General features: G+C 55.2%; 13 protein-coding genes and 2 pseudogenes. 8 read left to right on the forward strand and 7 right to left on the reverse strand.

Annotated features, from left to right (window positions below; genetic code table 11):
• Positions 1–320 precede the first annotated feature (320 nt).
• Positions 321–992 carry a TetR/AcrR family transcriptional regulator gene (locus H1Y61_RS22340; protein ID WP_174113706.1) on the forward strand — a complete coding sequence of 224 codons (672 nt, stop codon included), beginning with the start codon at positions 321–323 and terminating at the stop codon, positions 990–992.
• A gap of 221 nt (positions 993–1,213) precedes the next feature.
• Positions 1,214–2,032, forward strand: coding sequence for an alpha/beta fold hydrolase (locus H1Y61_RS22345; RefSeq protein WP_180575367.1), 819 nt, complete (start codon positions 1,214–1,216; stop codon positions 2,030–2,032).
• Positions 2,033–2,107: 75 nt separating this feature from the next.
• On the opposite strand, the gene H1Y61_RS22350 is transcribed toward H1Y61_RS22345, so the two are convergent.
• Together H1Y61_RS22350 and H1Y61_RS22355 are read right to left on the reverse strand one after the other, a co-directional pair.
• On the reverse strand, positions 2,108–2,770 hold the full coding sequence (locus H1Y61_RS22350) for a flavin reductase family protein (protein WP_180575368.1): 663 nt from the start codon (positions 2,768–2,770) through the stop codon (positions 2,108–2,110).
• Between the two features lies 1 nt (position 2,771).
• Positions 2,772–3,677 (reverse strand): annotated as a pseudogene (locus H1Y61_RS22355) (M24 family metallopeptidase); the annotation flags it as partial.
• 66 nt (positions 3,678–3,743) lie between these two features.
• Here H1Y61_RS22355 and H1Y61_RS22360 point away from each other — a divergent pair.
• The 3 genes and pseudogenes from H1Y61_RS22360 to H1Y61_RS22370 all read left to right on the forward strand — a co-directional run bounded on the left by H1Y61_RS22360 (position 3,744) and on the right by H1Y61_RS22370 (position 6,507).
• Positions 3,744–5,117 (forward strand): annotated as a pseudogene (locus H1Y61_RS22360) (IS3 family transposase).
• A gap of 308 nt (positions 5,118–5,425) precedes the next feature.
• The gene (locus H1Y61_RS22365) at positions 5,426–5,881 is read left to right on the forward strand and encodes an Lrp/AsnC family transcriptional regulator (RefSeq protein WP_180575369.1); all 456 of its coding nucleotides are present in this window, start codon (positions 5,426–5,428) and stop codon (positions 5,879–5,881) included.
• Positions 5,881–6,507, forward strand: a complete 627-nt coding sequence (locus tag H1Y61_RS22370; RefSeq protein ID WP_180575370.1) for a LysE family translocator — start codon at positions 5,881–5,883, stop codon at positions 6,505–6,507. The genes H1Y61_RS22365 and H1Y61_RS22370 overlap by 1 nt, the downstream gene beginning before the upstream one ends.
• 148 nt (positions 6,508–6,655) lie before the next feature.
• Here H1Y61_RS22370 and H1Y61_RS22375 read toward each other — a convergent pair whose 3' ends face one another.
• The gene (locus H1Y61_RS22375) at positions 6,656–7,732 is read right to left on the reverse strand and encodes a Gfo/Idh/MocA family protein (protein WP_180575371.1); all 1,077 of its coding nucleotides are present in this window, start codon (positions 7,730–7,732) and stop codon (positions 6,656–6,658) included.
• Positions 7,733–7,998: 266 nt separating this feature from the next.
• On the opposite strand from H1Y61_RS22375, the gene H1Y61_RS22380 reads away from it, so the two are divergent.
• Together H1Y61_RS22380 and H1Y61_RS22385 are read left to right on the forward strand one after the other, a co-directional pair.
• Positions 7,999–8,865: a sugar phosphate isomerase/epimerase family protein gene (locus tag H1Y61_RS22380; RefSeq protein ID WP_235680980.1), complete on the forward strand. Its 867-nt coding sequence runs from the start codon at positions 7,999–8,001 to the stop codon at positions 8,863–8,865.
• Between the two features lie 46 nt (positions 8,866–8,911).
• Positions 8,912–10,174 (forward strand): ROK family protein, encoded by a 1,263-nt coding sequence (locus H1Y61_RS22385; RefSeq protein WP_180575373.1) that lies wholly within the window; start codon positions 8,912–8,914, stop codon positions 10,172–10,174.
• A gap of 3 nt (positions 10,175–10,177) precedes the next feature.
• Here H1Y61_RS22385 and H1Y61_RS22390 read toward each other — a convergent pair whose 3' ends face one another.
• The 4 genes from H1Y61_RS22390 to H1Y61_RS22405 all read right to left on the reverse strand — a co-directional run bounded on the left by H1Y61_RS22390 (position 10,178) and on the right by H1Y61_RS22405 (position 14,191).
• A complete protein-coding gene (locus tag H1Y61_RS22390; protein ID WP_180575374.1) occupies positions 10,178–11,221 on the reverse strand; it encodes an ABC transporter ATP-binding protein in 1,044 nt (347 codons plus the stop codon).
• Between the two features lie 136 nt (positions 11,222–11,357).
• Positions 11,358–12,173 carry an ABC transporter permease gene (locus tag H1Y61_RS22395; protein ID WP_180575490.1) on the reverse strand — a complete coding sequence of 272 codons (816 nt, stop codon included), beginning with the start codon at positions 12,171–12,173 and terminating at the stop codon, positions 11,358–11,360.
• Between the two features lie 2 nt (positions 12,174–12,175).
• Positions 12,176–13,045 carry an ABC transporter permease gene (locus tag H1Y61_RS22400; RefSeq protein WP_180575375.1) on the reverse strand — a complete coding sequence of 290 codons (870 nt, stop codon included), beginning with the start codon at positions 13,043–13,045 and terminating at the stop codon, positions 12,176–12,178.
• A 3-nt stretch (positions 13,046–13,048) separates the two neighbouring features.
• Positions 13,049–14,191: an extracellular solute-binding protein gene (locus H1Y61_RS22405; protein ID WP_180575376.1), complete on the reverse strand. Its 1,143-nt coding sequence runs from the start codon at positions 14,189–14,191 to the stop codon at positions 13,049–13,051.
• A 430-nt stretch (positions 14,192–14,621) separates the two neighbouring features.
• Between H1Y61_RS22405 and H1Y61_RS22410 the strand changes: the two genes are divergently transcribed.
• Positions 14,622–17,708, forward strand: coding sequence for an alpha-mannosidase (locus H1Y61_RS22410; protein WP_180575377.1), 3,087 nt, complete (start codon positions 14,622–14,624; stop codon positions 17,706–17,708).
• Positions 17,709–18,117: the final 409 nt, after the last annotated feature.

An 18,117-nucleotide genomic window follows, 5' to 3' on the forward strand; every position in this document is an offset into this window, starting at 1 on the left:
CTGCTTTTCCAGGATCACACCGTCAAAATTACGCGGGTCGAAACACAGCGGTGTTTCAGCCAACGCCCTCAGTCAATTCACCCCTTGCTGTAAGAGGGTTTTTTAACGTCCCGATGACACACTATTTCAAATAAAGTATTTTTATCCATATTTTTTCGCGAGATAGGTTGTATAAATAACGAAGTGGTTACTTTGTAAGTCACTCTAAGCTGTTGACGCAGGCCGTAAAAACGCCTTATCGAACATCGGCAATGGCCGAGCCGAAATCGCCGTTTGAATCTCGGCGAGGCAAGGACGCAGTTCTTCAAGTGAGGGTCATCGTGACGGAAGAAAAGCAGGCACAGAAGCAGCCTCGGCGCCGCCATCCGCGCAGGCCAGATTTGTCTCAAAACCGAATTCTGGAGGCTGCCGTTGTCGAGTTTGCGGCAAATGGTCTGACTGGCACCCGGGTTGAAGCCATTGCTGAACGGGCTGAGATCAACAAGCGAATGATCTATCAGTATTTCGGAAGCAAGGAATTGCTCTACCAGGCGGTAATCGAGAAGGTCTATCGCGATGTGTGGGATGCCGAAGCGGCGTTGAATCTCGAGCAGCTACCACCGCGCGACGCGCTGATCGCCTTGGTCACGTTCGTCTGGACATATTACCTTGAACACCCGGAATTCATTACCATCCTGAACTCCGAGAACCAGTTGAAAGCCATCCACTTCAAAAAGTCCCGCGCCATCCGGGAAGGTGCTGCCAGCTCCCGGCCACTCGTCGATGACATCCTGCGGCGTGGTGAAGCGGATGGCACCTTTCGTCTTGGAATTGATCCGATCCAGTTGAGCCTGACGATCACCTCGATCTGCTACTACTATTTCACCAACCAAGCCACCAGTTCAATCGTCTATGGGCAGCGAATGATGACGCGGGCGGCCTTGGAACGGCGTCTCGCTTTCAACATTCAGACGGTTCTGGCCATTGTAAGCCCTGATCGGAGCGCGCTGTGATCAACGCGGTGCCGCAGTCGCGAACCGGTAATCCGGCGGACTGCGAAGCAAAATTGAGCCTAGATCATTTCCGCGTTTTGTTGAATCGCTGAAATGATCTAGGTCTTTGTTTTACGCATTTGCGAACGCAAAACCGCTTCACAGTTTTCCTGGAAATGCTCTTGAGATGGAACAGGAACCTCCTCCTGGCGTTTGCCTGCCATCATCAAAGGAGATTCAGTATGGCTTTTATCGAAGCGAAAGATGGTACGCAATTGCATGTAAAGGACATGGGAAAAGGTCGTCCCGTGGTGCTTATCCATGGATGGCCTTTGACCGGCGATATGTTTGAATATCAGACACTTGCTCTGCTGGAAGCGGGTTTTCGCGTCATCACTTACGACCGTCGGGGCTTTGGTCAGTCGGGACATCCAGCCGACGGCTACAATTATGACACGTTTGCCGATGACCTCGCCAGCGTGATCGATAGCCTGGATGTTCAGAATGTGTCGCTCGTCGGCTTTTCCATGGGTGGGGGCGAGATCGCCCGCTACCTGTCGCGACACGGGGCTTCAAAGGTCTCCAAGGCGGTTCTGGTTGCCTCCGTGGCGCCGTATCTTCTCAAGGATGAAAGCAATCCTGAGGGTGTCAACGCCAGCGTATTTGAGGGTATGAAGAATGATATCCGCAAAGACCGGTTTGCGTTTCTTCAGAGCTTTGCCAAGACCTTTTACGGCGTCGGCCTGGTCAGCAGTCCGGTGAGCCAGGGTGTACTGGATTGGTCATTCATTCTCGGTGTTATGGCCAGCCCCAAAGCGACAATTGATTGCGTTGATGCATTTGGTAAGACCGATTTCAGGCCGGATCTTGCCGCGTTCACAATCCCCACTCTGGTCATCCATGGTACGGCAGACAAGACCGTGCCGATTGACCCCGCGGGTCGAGCAGCGGCCAATGGGATCGCAGGTGCCAAACTGATCGAATACGAAGGCGAGCCCCACGGCCTGTTTGCCACAGCTCCAGACCGGCTCAATCGAGATCTGATCGAGTTCCTTGGATAATTCGTTTTCGGTGCGCCTTGTGAAACCATGAGGCGCACCAAACCCTCGCCCCCCACAGAGGGCCTTCTGTGCCGCTTATTCTGCCGTCAGCTTCTCACCAATCTTCCGGCTCTCCCATTCCTGAGGCGTCAGCATTTTGATATCGAACTGGTCACGGGTGCGGGCATAGGTATGTCCTCCCATGCGTCCGACGGCGTCCATGATCTGCTGGTCGATATGCAGGTTCGACGCGTTGACCGCGTCGCTGCGCACGAACACGCCAACGACTTCACCGAGAATGATCTCACGGGCCGGGCCGACCTGAAGCGTCGTATGGCGACGGCATTCCAGAGCCGCAGGAGCGGCCAGAATACGGGGGCTGCGCACCATCTGACCGGGCACGGTCGCAAGACCCGCCTCTTCCATTTCGTCCACCTCGGGACCGAACTTGATGGCGCAGATTTCCATCTGCTCGACCAGCGCATTATCGCAGATATGGACCGTGAACTCGCCAGTCTCACGGATATTGCGGGCGGTATCCTTGAAGCGCATATCGGAATAGTTCTCGACACCGATCGCGACGATCGCCGGATCGTGGGTCAGGACGTTGAAGAAGCTGAAAGGGCCAGCGTTGGGTATCCCGTCCTTGCTCACCGTAGTTACCAGCGCAATCGGGCGCGGGATCACGGTTCCGATCAGGAGCTTGTAACGCTCCCGCTCATTGAGCTTGGCGAAATCAAAATGGGTGTGGTCGGTCATATCAGGCCTCGGCAGCAATGCGGTGCGTTTCAAGCGGAGTGTGGCGGGAGAGGTTCTCAAACCCATCCCTGGTGACAACATACATGTCACCGACGTTGCAGCCAGCAGACATTGGCTCAAGCCACTGGATGTGCAGCACGAATACCATGCCCTCTTCCATCCGGTCGTAATTGTGCGAGGAGATGTTGAAGCTGTTCTGCCCGCCGGCCATGCCAACGGAATGACCGAGATTAGGGTTATGCGGGCCATGGGTTGCCGGGTAGACATGCATCAGGGTGCGGCCCTGCGCCTCCCAATCGATGTTCTTGACATACTGGCGCGGGATCAGCCGCGCACTGCCATCCTCCATCGGCGCCCAGTTGTAAGGCATGGTGCGCGCTTCCGGAGAAGACAGCATGCCGCGCTCGATCATCGGCTCGAAGGCTGCATTGTTGACATCGCGCATCAGCACGCCCGGGCGGATCAGCTTTTCCGCCCGCTTCACACCTTCGGTGCAGGCGGCGAGCACGTCTCCCTGCCGCTTGGTGATGTCACCAACGGCAATCATACGGGCGGCCTGGGCCGTGTAGCCGCGATAAGTGATGTTGGAAACATAGAGATTGATGAGATCACCCGGTCGAACGACATGGCCATAGGGCTTGCCGCAATGGGTGCCGAACTCGTTGATGCCGATCTGGTAGCCGTCACCGGTTTCACCGCCGAAGGAAAGCTGTGCCTGGGTGAAGGCAGCATAGATTTCGTGGTCGGTGACATCAGGCTTAGTGACATGATAGGCCGCCTGCGTGGCGATGCTGACAAGCTGGGCCGCGGCTCGGAACATCTCGATCTCCCGAGGCGAGCGCACTTTCTGCATTCGGTCGAGAATGGCATTGTCGGTAACGAACTTGGTCTTCGGCATCAGTTTGTTGGTTTTCACGCGGAACTGAGCCGGTGGGGGTGCGGACGAAAACTTGAACCACCAAGGAGGTAGTTCATGTATTCCTACGCAGACAGACTTCGAGCTGTTGAGCTCTATATCCGGCTGGGCAAGCGACTTAACGCGACCATTCGCCAGCTGGGATATCCCACCAAGAATGCGTTGAGGGGCTGGTATCGCGAGTACGTACAGCATCTCGACCTGCGTACTCAGCCGGTAGCGCGAGCGCCCAAATTTTCCGAGGCCCAAAAGCATGCTGCCCTTGAGCATTACCGCACCCATGATCGTTGCATCTCTGCGACGATGAGGGCGCTCGGCTATCCCGGTCGAGGCACTCTAACCGCATGGGTTCGTGAGGCGTTTCCGGAGGCGCGGACATCGATGGTTGGTCGATCTTTGCGCCCTTGTTATTGCGAGGAGGTCCGGCAAGTGGGGGTCATAGGTCTCTGTAGTGGAGATGAACGCGCTCAACAGGTGGCTGACCGGCTGGGCGTCTCAAGGCCGACTTGTACAGCTGGAAAGATCAGTTACTCGGTCACGAGGCTCCCTCATCCATGAAACGCCGCAAATCCAACCCCAAGGTGCCTGAACGTGAAGAGCTCGAGCGACAGCTTGAAGCCCTCCAGCGTGATGTCCACCAGTTACAACTCGAGCATGATCTCCTGAAGAAGGCCAACGAACTCCTAAAAAAAGACCTGGGCGTCGATCTGCAGATCCTGAGTAATCGGGAAAAGACACAGCTGATTGACGCCCTTAACGAAGTTTATCGCTTGCCAGAACTGCTTGCCCAGCTTCGGATTGCCCGCAGCTCCTACTTCTACCATCGCGCCCGCATGTGCCTGGCAGACAAGTATGCCGCCGTCCACCACAGCCTAGCAGAGATCTTTGAAGCGAACCGTCGTTGCTACGGTTATCGACGACTGCAGGCATCGCTGGCCAGACAAAACGTGATAATCTCGGAAAAGGTTGTTCAGCGATTGATGAAGCAGGAGAAGTTGGTCGTTGCCAGGCCGCGTCGACGGCATGGTGATCAGCTGGTCCATCGGAACCCAACCAGATGCTGGTCTCGTCAATAGCATGCTGGATGCCGCCATCAGGACCGTGGGCGACGGCGAGGAACGGCCAATCATCCATTCTGATCGCGGAGCCCATTATCGCTGGCCAGGCTGGCTAACCCGTATCAGCGAAGCAAGACTGGTTCGCTCAATGTCCCGAAAGGGTTGCTCGCAAGACAACGCCGCGTGCGAAGGGTTCTTCGGTCGGTTGAAAACCGAGCTCTTCTATCCACGAGACTGGAAGGTCATCACGATTGAGCAGTTCGTGGCAGAGGTGGACGCCTACATCCGATGGTACAATGAAACGCGCATCAAAATATCACTGGGATCACTCAGTCCGGTCGAATATCGTAAGAGCCTCGGACTGAGCATTTAAAACAGTCCAACTTTTTATCCGCACCCCTATGCCAGTCAGAACACATCGGATGTTGTTCAGCAGCATTACGCACGCTTCCTACCGCAGGATAAGGCCGCGCTTGCGGTGAAAATCCTCAATCAGGTTTAGGAAGCTGCATAGCGGGTCGGATGAATAGCTGATCCGCATCTGCCTGGACGTCTGTCGTCTTCCCCTTGAACGGATAGGAGCCGTCACCTGTGTTCGCCAGATTCCCTAAATTATAAGGCGACTATAAGATTACCACATAATATCTTGTATTTTGTAATATTACGTGGCTTTATGCGGATATGGATACCATAGACCGCAAAATAATCAGTCTTCTTGCCGAAGACGCCCGCCGCTCGCTTGCCGATATCGGCAATATCGTTGAGCTTTCCGCGTCGGCCGTGAACGAGCGCATCAGACGCCTGACCGCGAGTGGGGCGATCCGCCGTGTCACAGTTGATGCCGATCCGTCCGCATTCGATTTGCCGGTGACCGCCTTCGTGTGGATCGCCTTGGCGGCGGATGCGGACGAGGCCAGCTTTCGTACCTATGCAGCGTCTCAGTCCGCTATTGCGGAATGTCACCATGTGACCGGGCAATGGTCCTATCTCATCAAGGTTCATGTCGCGTCGCTGGCGGAAATCGAAGCCTTTCTAGCGGCAATGAAACAGAACAGATTTCTTGCACGTAGCGAGACAATCATTGCTCTCTCATCCGTGGTGCCAGGACCATTCACGCCGAAGGGAAGTTTGGACTGATGGAGCTGACACTCATTTTGAAAAGCATTGTGCTTGGCCTTGCTGTCGCAGCCCCGCTCGGCCCCATCGGCGCCTTGTGCATCAACCGGACTCTTGAACGTGGGTTCTGGGGCGGGGTGGCGGGCGGCTTTGGGACTGCTCTGGCAGATGCCGTCTACGCCAGTCTCGCCGCGCTTGGCTTTTCCGCTTTCGCGGCGACCCTTGCGACAATCGATACGCCGCTCAAAATCATGGGTGGACTTTTCATGGTGTGGCTCGGCTGGAAAAGCCTGAAGCCCAAACCTCTCGCGGACGCGGCCAAGGTTGGAGCGCGCGATCTTTTCGGTACCATCGCTACAACCTTTTTCTTGACGATCACCAACCCTGTAACCATTCTGTCCTTCGCTGCACTTTTTGCCGGTCTTGGCCTTGCTAACGCATCGGAGGCGACAAATGCGTTTTTCGTGGTCGCAGGCGTTTTCCTCGGCTCGTTACTGTGGTGGTTCCTATTGAGTGGCGGCATTGCATTGGCGCGACAGCGCCTTCCCTCAAGTTTTGCCCGCTGGGTGTCCCGTTTGTCCGGACTGATACTGATCTCGTTTGGGCTTTTTGCCCTCGGTTCAATCGCTTGGGGCATGATTGCTTGATGAAGATGCACGAGGTTAGCGATTGGTGTCCGTCAACACATTCACCGGAGCTCACGGTAAAGATAAGATGATCGAACTTTGATTGACCAGATGCGCGATCTGGCACCGTGCAGTCCCGTGATTGCCGCGACACCAGTGGTTGCAATCATCAGTCCGTCTTGCGTGCCGCAGCGATAATAGCGGCAAACAGATCGAGATCAGCCATGGACTCTGATGGTGGCGTTCGGTTCTCGCCACCTTGCGTAACCGCCGCATGAAAGGCTCGCAACTCGACATCAAAGGGGTCTTGATGAAAGGGGCCGAGCCGGGTGAGGCTGTTATCGTCATCGGTGGAATTCTGAATATCCAGCACCATCGGCAGATTGCGGATGTAAGGGGTTGGATATTCGAAGGCCAGACGATTGTAGCGGGAGTTGATCTCGAAACCGGCTTCAAAGCGCACGACATCGCCGATCATGCATTCATAAATTGCGGTGAAATGACCGTAGTCAAAGAGGGCCGTGATCTGGCTGCCGCCCTGTTTAATCTCGGTGGCAATCACGCGCTTGGGACTTCCCAGCAGGTCCCGCATGGCCGAGAGGGAATGAGACGAAAGCCCTGTCAGCACAGAATAAGCGGTCTTAAGTTCAGCCGATGCATTCGGGCCAAGCACACTGTCCATCATCGCGCCGCGCAACTGACGGCTTTCCTCGATAAGGCTCGCCGGAATATCGTCCTTGGGCGTGACAACCGTATCTGTTTGGCGAAAATACCAGGGGCCTTCGCAGATGACATCCCGGACACGAACGTAGGTAATGTCGGCAAAGGTTGGCAACCGCTTTTTCGCCTCCCGAAAAACCGGTGCAAATCGGCGCATATAGCCAACCATGGCAACGCGATCTGTCTGCTCCGCCACACCACTGAGCGCGGCCAGATCGTCCATCGTTAAGCAGCAGGGCTTTTCAATCAAAACATGCTTATCAGCTTTCAGGGCCGCACGGGCATGACGGCCATGGTATTGATCTGGGCTCATGATCAGAATTGCATCAATATCCGGTGACGCAATCATGGCATCGACACTGTCAAATACGCGCTCAACGCTCCACCGTGTCGAAATCGACTGGGCCACGCTGGGGGACGGATCATAAGCGCCCGCAAGCGTGAACATTTCGGTCAATCTCTGCAAAATCGGCAGATGGATCAACTGCGCCACTTCTCCAAGCCCAACAAGACCAAGTCTCACCATAGGATTTCCCGCCTTCGACCAGCTTTCAAGATGCGATAGATATTTCAGGCCGAATTAAATACACAATAATGATTATATCAAGAGATGTTTTGCACGAAATGAGCAGCCTCGGCACAGAATTTTGAAAACGGAAATGGCTTAATGATTGAATTCGCTTTACTTTGTCCGATTTTCAAGAAAATAGCATTTTTAACGCAATGCTCTTTTGCTTTCAAATCGCATCGATTAAGGTGTCATTGTAGATTTAATAATCAATGGAGTCGATTATGAAGCTTGCGACAGCGCCCGACGCCTGGGGCGTCTGGTATGCAGACGATCCGCGACAGACCCCTTGGGAGCGCTATCTGGACGAGGTACGAGACTCCGGCTTCACAGCGACCGAGACTGGGCCTTGGGGCTATCTGCCCACTGATCCATCTCATTTGACAGATGCCCTCGGTAGCCGTGGATTGAGCGTATGCGGATCAGCCCTTGTGCACCTGCTTGCCCCCGCAGACGCCATGGAAACCCTACGCCCAAGGCTTGAGCAGACCTGCGGTCTTTTGAAAGCCATGAAGGCTGAGTGGGTGGTGCTGATGGATGATTCAGACCTGCCCCTCCCCGGCAAAAGCCGCGCGCTTTCCCCGCAAGACTGGGCATCGATGATCCGCAACGTCAAGGATGCGGCCCATTATGTCACGGAAGAGCATGGACTTTCTTTTGTTTTTCATCCGCATGTCGGCTCCGGCGTGGAAACGGAAGCCGAAGTCATCCGCCTTCTGGAAGAAACGCCGGAAGATAGCGTCGGGCTTTGCTTCGATTTTGGTCATCACGCCTATACCGGTGCCGATGCCGTGGCTTTTATGAAGCGCTATGCGGACCGTATTCCCTATTACCACTTCAAGAATGTAGATCCCGTTCTGCTGGCGCACATACGCCAAAACAACATCAACTTCATTGAGGGCTTCCAGTCAGGCGTTATGTGCGAGCTGGACAAGGGCATGGTGGATTTTGCAGAGGTTCGGGATTTTCTTGCAACCCGTGGGTTTGATGGCTATGCCGTTTATGAACAGGATATGTATCCCTGCCCTCCGGAGAAGCCTTTTCCGATTGCGTGCCACAACCGGCAGGTCTTGCGTGAGCTTGGGATTTAACATCCATACCGAGAGTGGCGTGCGACAATAGGACGAAGGAACAGCCGTGACACTTCTGGATCGGTTTGATGGAGGCTTTGCCCGCGACGGTGAGGACATTATTGCGGGCAGCCGGATTGAAGATGCCCGCATTCACAATCGTCGTCTGGTGTTTGAAACCATTTTTCAACGCGGCCCCATCAGCCGGGTGGAGATTTCAGCCATTGTCGGGCTGAAACCGCAAACCATTTCGTCCATCACCCGCGAACTTCTCGAGCAGGAATTGATCGTCGAGGCCGGGCGCTCCTCAGGTCTTCGCGGTCAGCCGCAAATCTATCTGGAGGCCAATGCCGAAGCTGGCTTTTCAATCGGGGTTCATCTGGATCAGAACCAGTGTCATATTCTGGTGTTTGACCTGAAACGGCAGGAGCGCGCCCGCAAGTCGATGCGGTGTGATACGGCAAACCCCGACGTGACCGTGCGGATGCTGGCGCAAACCATAACAACCTTGTTGCAAGACAATGCTCTACCTCAGGAGCGCATCTGGGGCCTTGGTCTGGTGCTGCCCACATTTGGCTCCGATGTCTATGATTTCGATTTTTCCATGCAGCATTGGGAAGCCTGGCGCGATGCATCCTTTGCCGAAGAGCTGCAACGCCTGACCGGATTTGCCGTATTGGTCGAGAATGACGGAACGGCGGCGGCCATTGGCGAGCGCCTTCACCGCCACGATGCGCAGGAAGCGTCGTTTGCCTATTTCTATATCGGCCATGGTGCCGGTGCGGGACTGATTATTGATGGATATCCCTTCAAGGGTGTTGGCGGAAATGCCGGAGAAATCGGGCTATTGCCAATCCTTGGCCTTGGTGCAAACCCGGTCTGGCCCGACAATCCCAGCAGTCCTGTTCAGGGCGGTGTTCTCTCGATTGGTGGGCTTGCTAGCGCCTGCGGCCTATCGGAACTCTCCATGGATGAGCAGAGCATTTTGCACCTGCTGGAGCGGCGGGATCATCGGTTGATGGATTGGCTGGCGTCTGCCGCCAGTGTGCTGCGTGATGTCTGCGCGGTTATAGAAGTGATGTTTGATCCGGGCTTTATTGCCGTGGGTGGTGCTTTGCCACGTGCGCTGGTGGAGCGGTTGGTGGATCGCGCCTATCCGCTGCGCCCCACGCCATCGGCTCGGCGTGACCGAGCCTTGCCACGGCTGTTGCCTGCAACGCTGATTGAGGATGCGGCGGTGACGGGAGCTGCGATGCTGCCGATTTTTGTCACCACCAGCCATAATTTCCGCCATCTCTATTTCCGGCAGATTCTCGCAGACGACAGGTAATTGTTATGCAGGCCCTGCATGATGCACGGCCTTGTTATCGCGAAACAGCGTGTAGCGGGCGACAACCGGGGTATAGAACAGCCCTTCCTTGATGTCGGCATCTTTCGGTGTCTGGACTTTCCAGACCGTGCCATCCTGCGCTTGCGCCTCGATCTTGAGGAACGAGCCGTAATTGACAATGCGCCGCACACACGCCCCTTGGCCGTCATCTGATGGCAAAAGGACAATATCTTCAGGCCGCACAGTTAGCAGTGCCTCGCCCTTCTCAATCGGCGCATCAATAGCAACGCCACCCAGATGCGCGCGGGCTTGATTGATCTGAATACTATGGGAATTCATATCGCCAATGAAACTGGCAACAAAAGGCGAATTGGGTGTTGAGTAAATTTCGCGCGGCGTGCCCACCTGTTCAATCCGCCCCATGCTCATCACCACAATCCGGTCGGCAACAGAGAGAGCTTCATCCTGACCATGGGTGACAAACACTGTGGTAATGCCGAGTTTTTTCTGGATTTGCCGCACCTCTTCGCGCAAACGGTCGCGTAAGTGTTGATCAAGGCTGGCAAAAGGCTCATCCATCAGCAGAATTTTGGGCTCCAGCACGACGCAGCGAGCAATGGCAACACGCTGGCGCTGACCACCGGACAGATGTGCCGGGAGGCGTTTGCCATAATCCGCCAACCCCACCATGGCCAAGGCATCGGACACCTTGCGGGCGATCTCGGTTTTCGGCAGTCCGCGCAGCGTCAGGCCAAAGGCGATGTTTTCAAACACGGTCATGTGCTGCCACAGGGCATGACTTTGAAAGACCATGGCAGTTGGGCGTTTTTCCGGCGGTGTACGTGCAACATCCACACCATCAATCAGCACCTTGCCGCCGGATGGCGTCTCGAACCCGCCAATAATGCGCAGCAATGTTGATTTTCCCGACCCGGATGGGCCGAGCAGGCAGACCAGTTCACCATCATCAATGGTGAGCGACAAAGGCTCAATCGCGGTGACGATGGAATAGTTTTTCGAGACGTTTTCGAGGGCGAGTGTGGACATGCGTTCAGTGTCTTTCTCGAAAAGAGCATCGGACCGAAAAGTGGAACCCGGTTTTCGGACCTATCCGATGCATAAACAAGGATTTCCAGAGTCTGTCAGGTTCAATCTGAATCTGACAGACTCTGGGTTTGAAACATCATCCGCCCAGTCCTTTGGCAAAAGCCTCGCCGCCAATCACCCGCCGCGCCATCAGGATGGCGGCCAGAGACGGCACCCAGAGCATAACCGACAGCACAGCCCCATATTGCACCACCAACTGGTTGTTGATCATCGACATCATCAACAGCGGCATGGTGCGAATGCGTGGCGCACCCACCAGCCACGCCCCTTCCGTCTCGTAGAAGGTCCAAACGAAGGTCATCAGCAGGGCGGCAGCAATGGTGGGAAAGGCCTGCGGCAAGGTGATGCGTCGAAACACCTGCCAGCGGTTTGCGCCGACATCGCGGGCGGCTTCTTCCATATCCCGGCTGACAGCTCTAAACGCGGCGGTTGGCAGCCAGATCATCAACAGCAAGGTATTCAACAGCTGGATAATCACCACACCGGTGAAGGTGCCCACCAGATTGAAGGATAAAAACAGCACCGCGATGGAAATGATCAGTGCAAAGCGCGGAAAGGCATTGGCCATCAGGAAAGACAGCATAAATACTGATTTTCCCGGAAAATCCATGCGGGCAAAGGCATAGGCCGCTGGCAGGCAAATGATGGCGGATAGCAATGTGACGGTCAGCGACAGCTCAACTGATGTCCAAAGGGCCGCCCAGACATCGGGCCGGGCCAAAACCGCAGACCAGAAGCGAAAGCCCCATTTGGTCGGCAGAACGGAGGGATAGAACCATTGCTCAGCAAAGGCCCAGAGAAAAACCGTGAGCACGGGCAAAACGATGAAAACAATCAGAAACAGCAGAATGATCAGGCCAAAGACATCATTGCGGCGACTGGACAGGAACATCATCACTCTCCGCCTTGGGGCTTGCGGGCAATCGAGCGGACATAGGCAATCCCAGCAAGAGAGCAGATCAGAAAGGTGATGGTCGCCTGTGTTGAGGCTTGCAGCGGATCACGCACACTTGCAAATGTGCGCAGCATGAATGGCCCCATCATCTCCGGGCTTGTCGGTCCCAGCATGAACGGCATCAGCGCCTGGCCGAAAAAACCAAGAAAATTCAGCGCCGACACGATCAGCAGGGAATGCATGATTTGCGGAATGATGATGCGGACCAAAATTCGCAGCCTCCCCGCCCCCACATCACGGGCGGCTTCAATCGAGGCATCCGATATGCCGGACAAGCCGGAAATCAAAATCAGTAGCGTCAGAGGCATGCCGTCCCAGAGCAGGCCGATCACTGGCCCCCAAGGCGTCAGATAGGGCGATGCATAATGGTGGAAGCCGATCAAGGATAGAAGGCTTTGCAACCAGCCGTTTGGCCCCAGATAGCGGATCAGCGCGTAGCAGATGATAATGCCGGGAACAAACATGGGAAACAACGCCAAGCCTTGAATCAGGCTTGCCAGCGGCCCACGGGTAAAGCGCATATAAAGCGCAATCGGCAGATTGATAGCAATCAGCAGCGCAAGGCTAACGAATGTGGTCCAGAGCGTTCTGCCAAGATTGGCAAGGCTATAGGCATCGGTGAAGAAGAAAACATAGCTGTCAAAATTCAGCGCATGGACGCCATCACGGCCTTCACGCCAGAAAGTGCTGACAATGGTCAGCGCCGCCGGATAGAACAGAAAAATCACGATGGAAAGAACCGGAATGGCCACAAAGGCCAATCCGGTCCAGCGCGATCCTTCCGAGAGGCCGTGCGTTTGCATCACCATGCCTCAGCGTTTGATGTTGGAGGCGACGTTACGATACCAGCCCTCGAACAGTGCAGGCTCCCATGTGCCGGGAAAAAGCGGAATGGATTTGGGTGCGACTTTTGCGAATTTATCCTGAAGTTCCTTGGACATGAACTCCCACTTGATACCGGGGAAGCCGCCAAGGTCGGTCACAACATGGTTCTGAATATCCGGTGTGATCAGGTAATCGGCAAGCTTGAGCACCATTTCCTTGTTGGCCGCCACCGTTGGCACGACAATGCCGGAAAAGCCGCCGGTGAAAGCCAGATCCTGCAACTGGGCAACAGCGGTAGTCGGCGGCACAACGCCTTGGCTCATCGCCTGCAAGGCCATGTCTGACCAGGCAACCGTCATGGAAACCGCGCCGCTGGCCAGCATCTGGATGGAGGCGGTGTTGCCGGAGGTGTACTCACCGCCATTGAACAGCGAGGTCTGGATATCTTTAAGCAAAGGCCAGAGCTTGGAAAACAGCGGCTCGGCATAGGCCGGGGTGTAATTTTCCGGCAGGAACAGGTCGGGGTTCAAGCCAGTGACTTCCTGAAGGGCACGCTCGATAAAGCAGGCACCGGAATCACCGAGATCAGGACGGGCATAGGCAAACTGGCCGGGATTGGCCTTGATCCACACCACAAGTTCCTTGAATGTGGTGGGAACGGTTTTGACCTTGTCGGCATTATACATCATCACGACTTGCGAGCCGCGATAGGGCAAAAGTGCTGGGCTTTGCACCACCACCGGGTTGACCTTGTCGTAATTGGACAGACCAACCTTGGAAAAATCCACCCAGAGACCCGCCTCCAGCGACCCTGTGGGATAAAATGGCGTAACAGCCTCCAGCATATCAACCTGCGGGTCTTTCTTGGCCTTGAAAGCCGCCATGGCGCGATCGGCCAAGGCATCCATGGCAGAACCGCCACCGCCGGGCACAAGATTGAGCGTCACGCCGGAATGGGCCGCCTCAAAACCCGGCTTGATCACCTGGGTCCAGAAATCAATGACATTGGTATCACTGTTGAAGAATATGTCGAGAACACCGGGGGCCGCAAAGGCGGGCCTTGCACCAGCCATGGCCAGACCAACACCTGTCGCAGAATATTTCAGGAATTCACGTCGTTGCATGCGCATTGACACCTCCATTGGCAGCACGGACACGCGCCTGCCCTTTGTTTGGCCACGGATAAGGCCAGGTTCCCACTCCAGATTGGCGACTGCGCTTTAGATACGTCTCTATCTGCCAATATTTAAATTCCTAACACGAATTATATCGCCTCTGTCAAGCAAACAATTGAACAAATATTCGTTTTCATAGCCCATCGGACTCGACGATATTCCGCCAAAATTCGCATCGAAATGGCAATTCGCGTGTTCATCAGCCGAGCACAACACACAAAGAAATCCGATATTTTTTAGAGATATCGGTCGATATTATGCGATAATTCGCTATGATCGCGCCAAATGCAGCAGAAAAATCGCGATCCTGTTTTCTCAAAAATATTATATCATCAGCAATGATTAAATGTTGCAGTGCCAAACAAAACCAATGCGGGAGACCATCATGCGTGCCTATCGAGACCGCCAGCGTAGCCTTGAACAGCTCTCGCGTCACATCGAAGTTTGGGCCGATGAACTGGAAGCGTATGAGCTACGCGAGCGCATGCCACTTGGGGCTTTTCTTGGCGGCACGCCGGACGGGCTGACCACGCGCATGGGTGTTGGTGATGCCTGGCCGGATCGCCATGGCATTCACACGTTTCTGCTGGAAGAGGCAATTGTGGTGCCGGAAGGTCCCGATGTGGAGCTTCGGCTTGATTTTGGCGGTGAAAGTCTTGTGCGCCTGATTGGTCTGGATGGCGAGATTCTTGAGAGTTTTGCGGCCAATCCCTGCCATCGCAGGTTTGATGTCCCACGCGGCATTCCCTTCAAAATCAGAGCGGAATCCGCCGCGCGCAGTCTGTTTGGCGTGCCCAATCGCAACCCCGTGCTCTCGATGGCCGAGATTTATCGATATTATCCCGAAATTCGCGCCTTGCGCCGTCGCCTGCTGATTTTACGCAACACCGCCGATACGGTGAAGGACAAGGAACTTGCCCGCACGCTCTATGAAGCGGCGGAAATTGCCCTTTCAGGGTTGCGGCTGCCAACAGCAACACAGGATGTCGGCCCCCGTCTGGCCAGCCGTATATGGGCGCGCGATATATGGGAGCGCAGTTTCGAGCCCACCGACACGCCAAACGCCCTGACACAGGAAGCCCTTGCTTCTGTTGTGACGGCAACCGTCAGCCTTGACGCCATGCTGACGGAGCTTCGGGAAACCTACCCGAAGCAGGGGCGCGTGCTGGTGACTGGTCACGCCCATATTGACTACGCTTGGCTTTGGCCGCAGCCGGAAACGGTGCGCAAGATCGTCAGAACTTTCAACAGCGTCAACGCATTGCTCAAGCGGCACGATGATTTTCGCTTTCTGCAATCATCGTCCCTCTACTATCAGCATGTTGAGCAAGAAGATCCGGCGCTGTTTGAAGAGATCAAGCAGCGCGTCTCGGAAGGCCGTTGGGAAGTCATCGGCGGCATGCTGGTGGAGTGCGATACCAACATGCCCTCGGCAGAGGCCTTTTTACGGCAGTTTCTGCATGGGCAGCGCTATTTTCAAAAGCACTTCGGCATCACCAGCCCCACGGCGTGGCTGCCCGATACGTTTGGCTTTACCGCCGCCATGCCGCAGATCATGCGGCACGCTGGCATCGACACATTGGTGACAATCAAAGTGTCATGGAATGAAACCAACAGCCTTCCCGACAATCTTTTCCGCTGGCAGGGCAATGATGGCTCGCGGGTGCTGGTTCACACTTTCGACGCCTATGACAATGACGGCTACAATATGCTGATGACGCCCGCCGCCCTGTGCGAGGTATGGGGCAAACATGCTGCCAAGGATATGACGGACACGGTCATTGCCTCCTATGGCTGGGGCGATGGTGGCGGCGGGCCGGACCCGGATCAGATCGAAACCCTGCCGCTTCTCAATCTGATGCCTGCCATTCCAACTGTTGAGCATGGTGCCATAGAGCTGCATATTCAGGCCTTGGCGAGTGATCTTGAAGCGGCAGCCCTGCCGGTCTGGCGTGGTGAGCTTTATCTGGAGTACCACCGGGCAACATTGACCACACAGGCGCGCACCAAACAACTCAACCGACAGGCGGAAGCCGCTTTGGTGGCGGCAGAAGCTATCTCCGTTCTTGATGCATTGGAGGGTGGACCGCCTGCCGCGAACACTCTGGAGCCACAGTGGGAATTGCTGCTTCGAAACCAGTTTCACGATATCCTGCCGGGTTCTTCCATCCGCGAGGTCTATCAGCAAACCGAGCCAGAGCTGGAGGGTGTTATCGATGATGCAACAACCCTGATCCAGACCCGCCTGCAAGCCATTGCCGCACGCCATAGCGGTGATCTCGAAGGATTGCTGGTGGCCAACCTGTCAGGCTCCAGAAAAACCGCGTTTCAGATTGAAAGCGCAAGCCCCCTGCCCGCTGCTTTGCAAGCGCAGGAACTGAACGGGCACTATGTTGCGTCCATTGAGCGTAACCTGAAGCCACTCAGTCTCGGCTTTGTCAGCAGTTCAAGCCAGCGCCGTGTAACAACGGACGGCAAAACCATGGAAAATGATTTTGTGCGGCTGACGCTGGATGAGGCAGGCCGGATCATCAGCCTGATCGACAAGAGATCAAATCGCGAGTTGATGGACGGCCCCGGCAATCAATTGCTGCTGTATCGCAATGATTTGCCCCGCAACTTCGACGCCTGGGACATTGAACCGGGTTTTGAGCTTGGTGAAGAGGAGTGGCTATCGATTGAAAAGCGGGAAGTAACGGCCAATGGCCCGCATCTGGCAGAAATCACCATCACCAGACGCTTTTCAGCCAGTACGATCCGGCAAAAAATCCGGCTGTGGTCCAACAGTCCACGGGTGGAATTCGTCACTGATCTCGATTGGCACGACCGGCGCACCTATCTGCGTGCAGCCTTCCCCGTCACCGTACTGGCAGAGGATGCTGTGTTCGATCAGGCCATTGGCATTACCCGCAGGCCTACGCATGACAATACCAGCTGGCAGAAAGCCCAGTTTGAATCCTGCGGCCATCGCTTTGTTTCACTCTCGGAAACAGACTGGGGTGCAGCCCTGCTCTCGGCGGACAAATATGGTTTTTCTGCCAAGGGCAACCGGCTGACTTTAAGCCTTGTTCGCGGCCCAATGTTTCCAGATATGCTGGCTGACGAGGGTCATCACCACTTCGTTTACGCCCTTTTGCCGCATGATGGTCGCTGGTGGAGCGAAGAAGTTCAGGCAGAGGCTGATCTCGTCAATGCGGGCCTGCATTTCACGCCAGCCACCACCGCTGAAAACTACGATATCGCGCCTATCGGTTTTTCTGGTCAAAGTGTTCGTGTGCATGCCCTCAAGCCCGCGGAAGATGGGGAAGGACATGTCCTGCGTCTCTCTGAGTCAGTTGGCCGTCGCGGGGCGTTTCATTTGGCACTGCCAGGCGGCTGCAAGCCAACCCTAATCAATGCCATCGAGGTGCCGCTTGATGACCTGGATGATCCCTTAAGCCGTCCTTTCGGTCTCGCAAGCTTCCTCTTTTGAAGATGAGGGAACTGTAAGCTGGACATGCGGCAAAGAATTGGTTGATCTTGCGTCATTCTCGCCAGAAATCCCGGATCGGCTTCAGGGAATTGGCTCTTTGGTCAGGCACCTGATACACCTGTGCTTATGGGCTACCCGCAAACCCGTCTTTGAGACAGCGGCCTGAAATAGGAGAGCTTGTATTGGGGTGGAAAACGTCGAAGATCGAATATGTAAACGGTTACAAGATTGTGGAGGTCGATGGGCCGTCGTTCAAAGTCTTTAAGGGCGACCAGCAACTCGGGGATGATTTCCCCTATTCCGGTGAAGCTGCTGCTCACGCGAGGTCCTTGCCAAAACTGAATAATTCACAGGGTTAAGCACATCATAGGCGAGAAAATTCGCATCAGTTGGCAATCATCCAATGTCT

It is taken from the genome of Agrobacterium vitis, from assembly GCF_013426735.1.
Taxonomy (GTDB): Bacteria; Pseudomonadota; Alphaproteobacteria; order Rhizobiales; family Rhizobiaceae; genus Allorhizobium; species Allorhizobium vitis_D.

What these genes read in the sequence shown, in the direction of transcription:
- H1Y61_RS22390 (WP_180575374.1), bottom strand. Translation starts at nt 11,221, where the DNA reads ATGTCCACACTCGCCCTCGAAAACGTCTCGAAAAACTATTCCATCGTC.
- H1Y61_RS22375 (WP_180575371.1), bottom strand. Translation starts at nt 7,732, where the DNA reads ATGGTGAGACTTGGTCTTGTTGGGCTTGGAGAAGTGGCGCAGTTGATC.
- H1Y61_RS22395 (WP_180575490.1), bottom strand. Translation starts at nt 12,173, where the DNA reads ATGTTCCTGTCCAGTCGCCGCAATGATGTCTTTGGCCTGATCATTCTG.
- H1Y61_RS22380 (WP_235680980.1), top strand. Translation starts at nt 7,999, where the DNA reads ATGAAGCTTGCGACAGCGCCCGACGCCTGGGGCGTCTGGTATGCAGAC.
- H1Y61_RS22400 (WP_180575375.1), bottom strand. Translation starts at nt 13,045, where the DNA reads ATGGTGATGCAAACGCACGGCCTCTCGGAAGGATCGCGCTGGACCGGA.
- H1Y61_RS22405 (WP_180575376.1), bottom strand. Translation starts at nt 14,191, where the DNA reads ATGCGCATGCAACGACGTGAATTCCTGAAATATTCTGCGACAGGTGTT.
- H1Y61_RS22350 (WP_180575368.1), bottom strand. Translation starts at nt 2,770, where the DNA reads ATGACCGACCACACCCATTTTGATTTCGCCAAGCTCAATGAGCGGGAG.
- H1Y61_RS22410 (WP_180575377.1), top strand. Translation starts at nt 14,622, where the DNA reads ATGCGTGCCTATCGAGACCGCCAGCGTAGCCTTGAACAGCTCTCGCGT.
- H1Y61_RS22365 (WP_180575369.1), top strand. Translation starts at nt 5,426, where the DNA reads ATGGATACCATAGACCGCAAAATAATCAGTCTTCTTGCCGAAGACGCC.
- H1Y61_RS22345 (WP_180575367.1), top strand. Translation starts at nt 1,214, where the DNA reads ATGGCTTTTATCGAAGCGAAAGATGGTACGCAATTGCATGTAAAGGAC.
- H1Y61_RS22370 (WP_180575370.1), top strand. Translation starts at nt 5,881, where the DNA reads ATGGAGCTGACACTCATTTTGAAAAGCATTGTGCTTGGCCTTGCTGTC.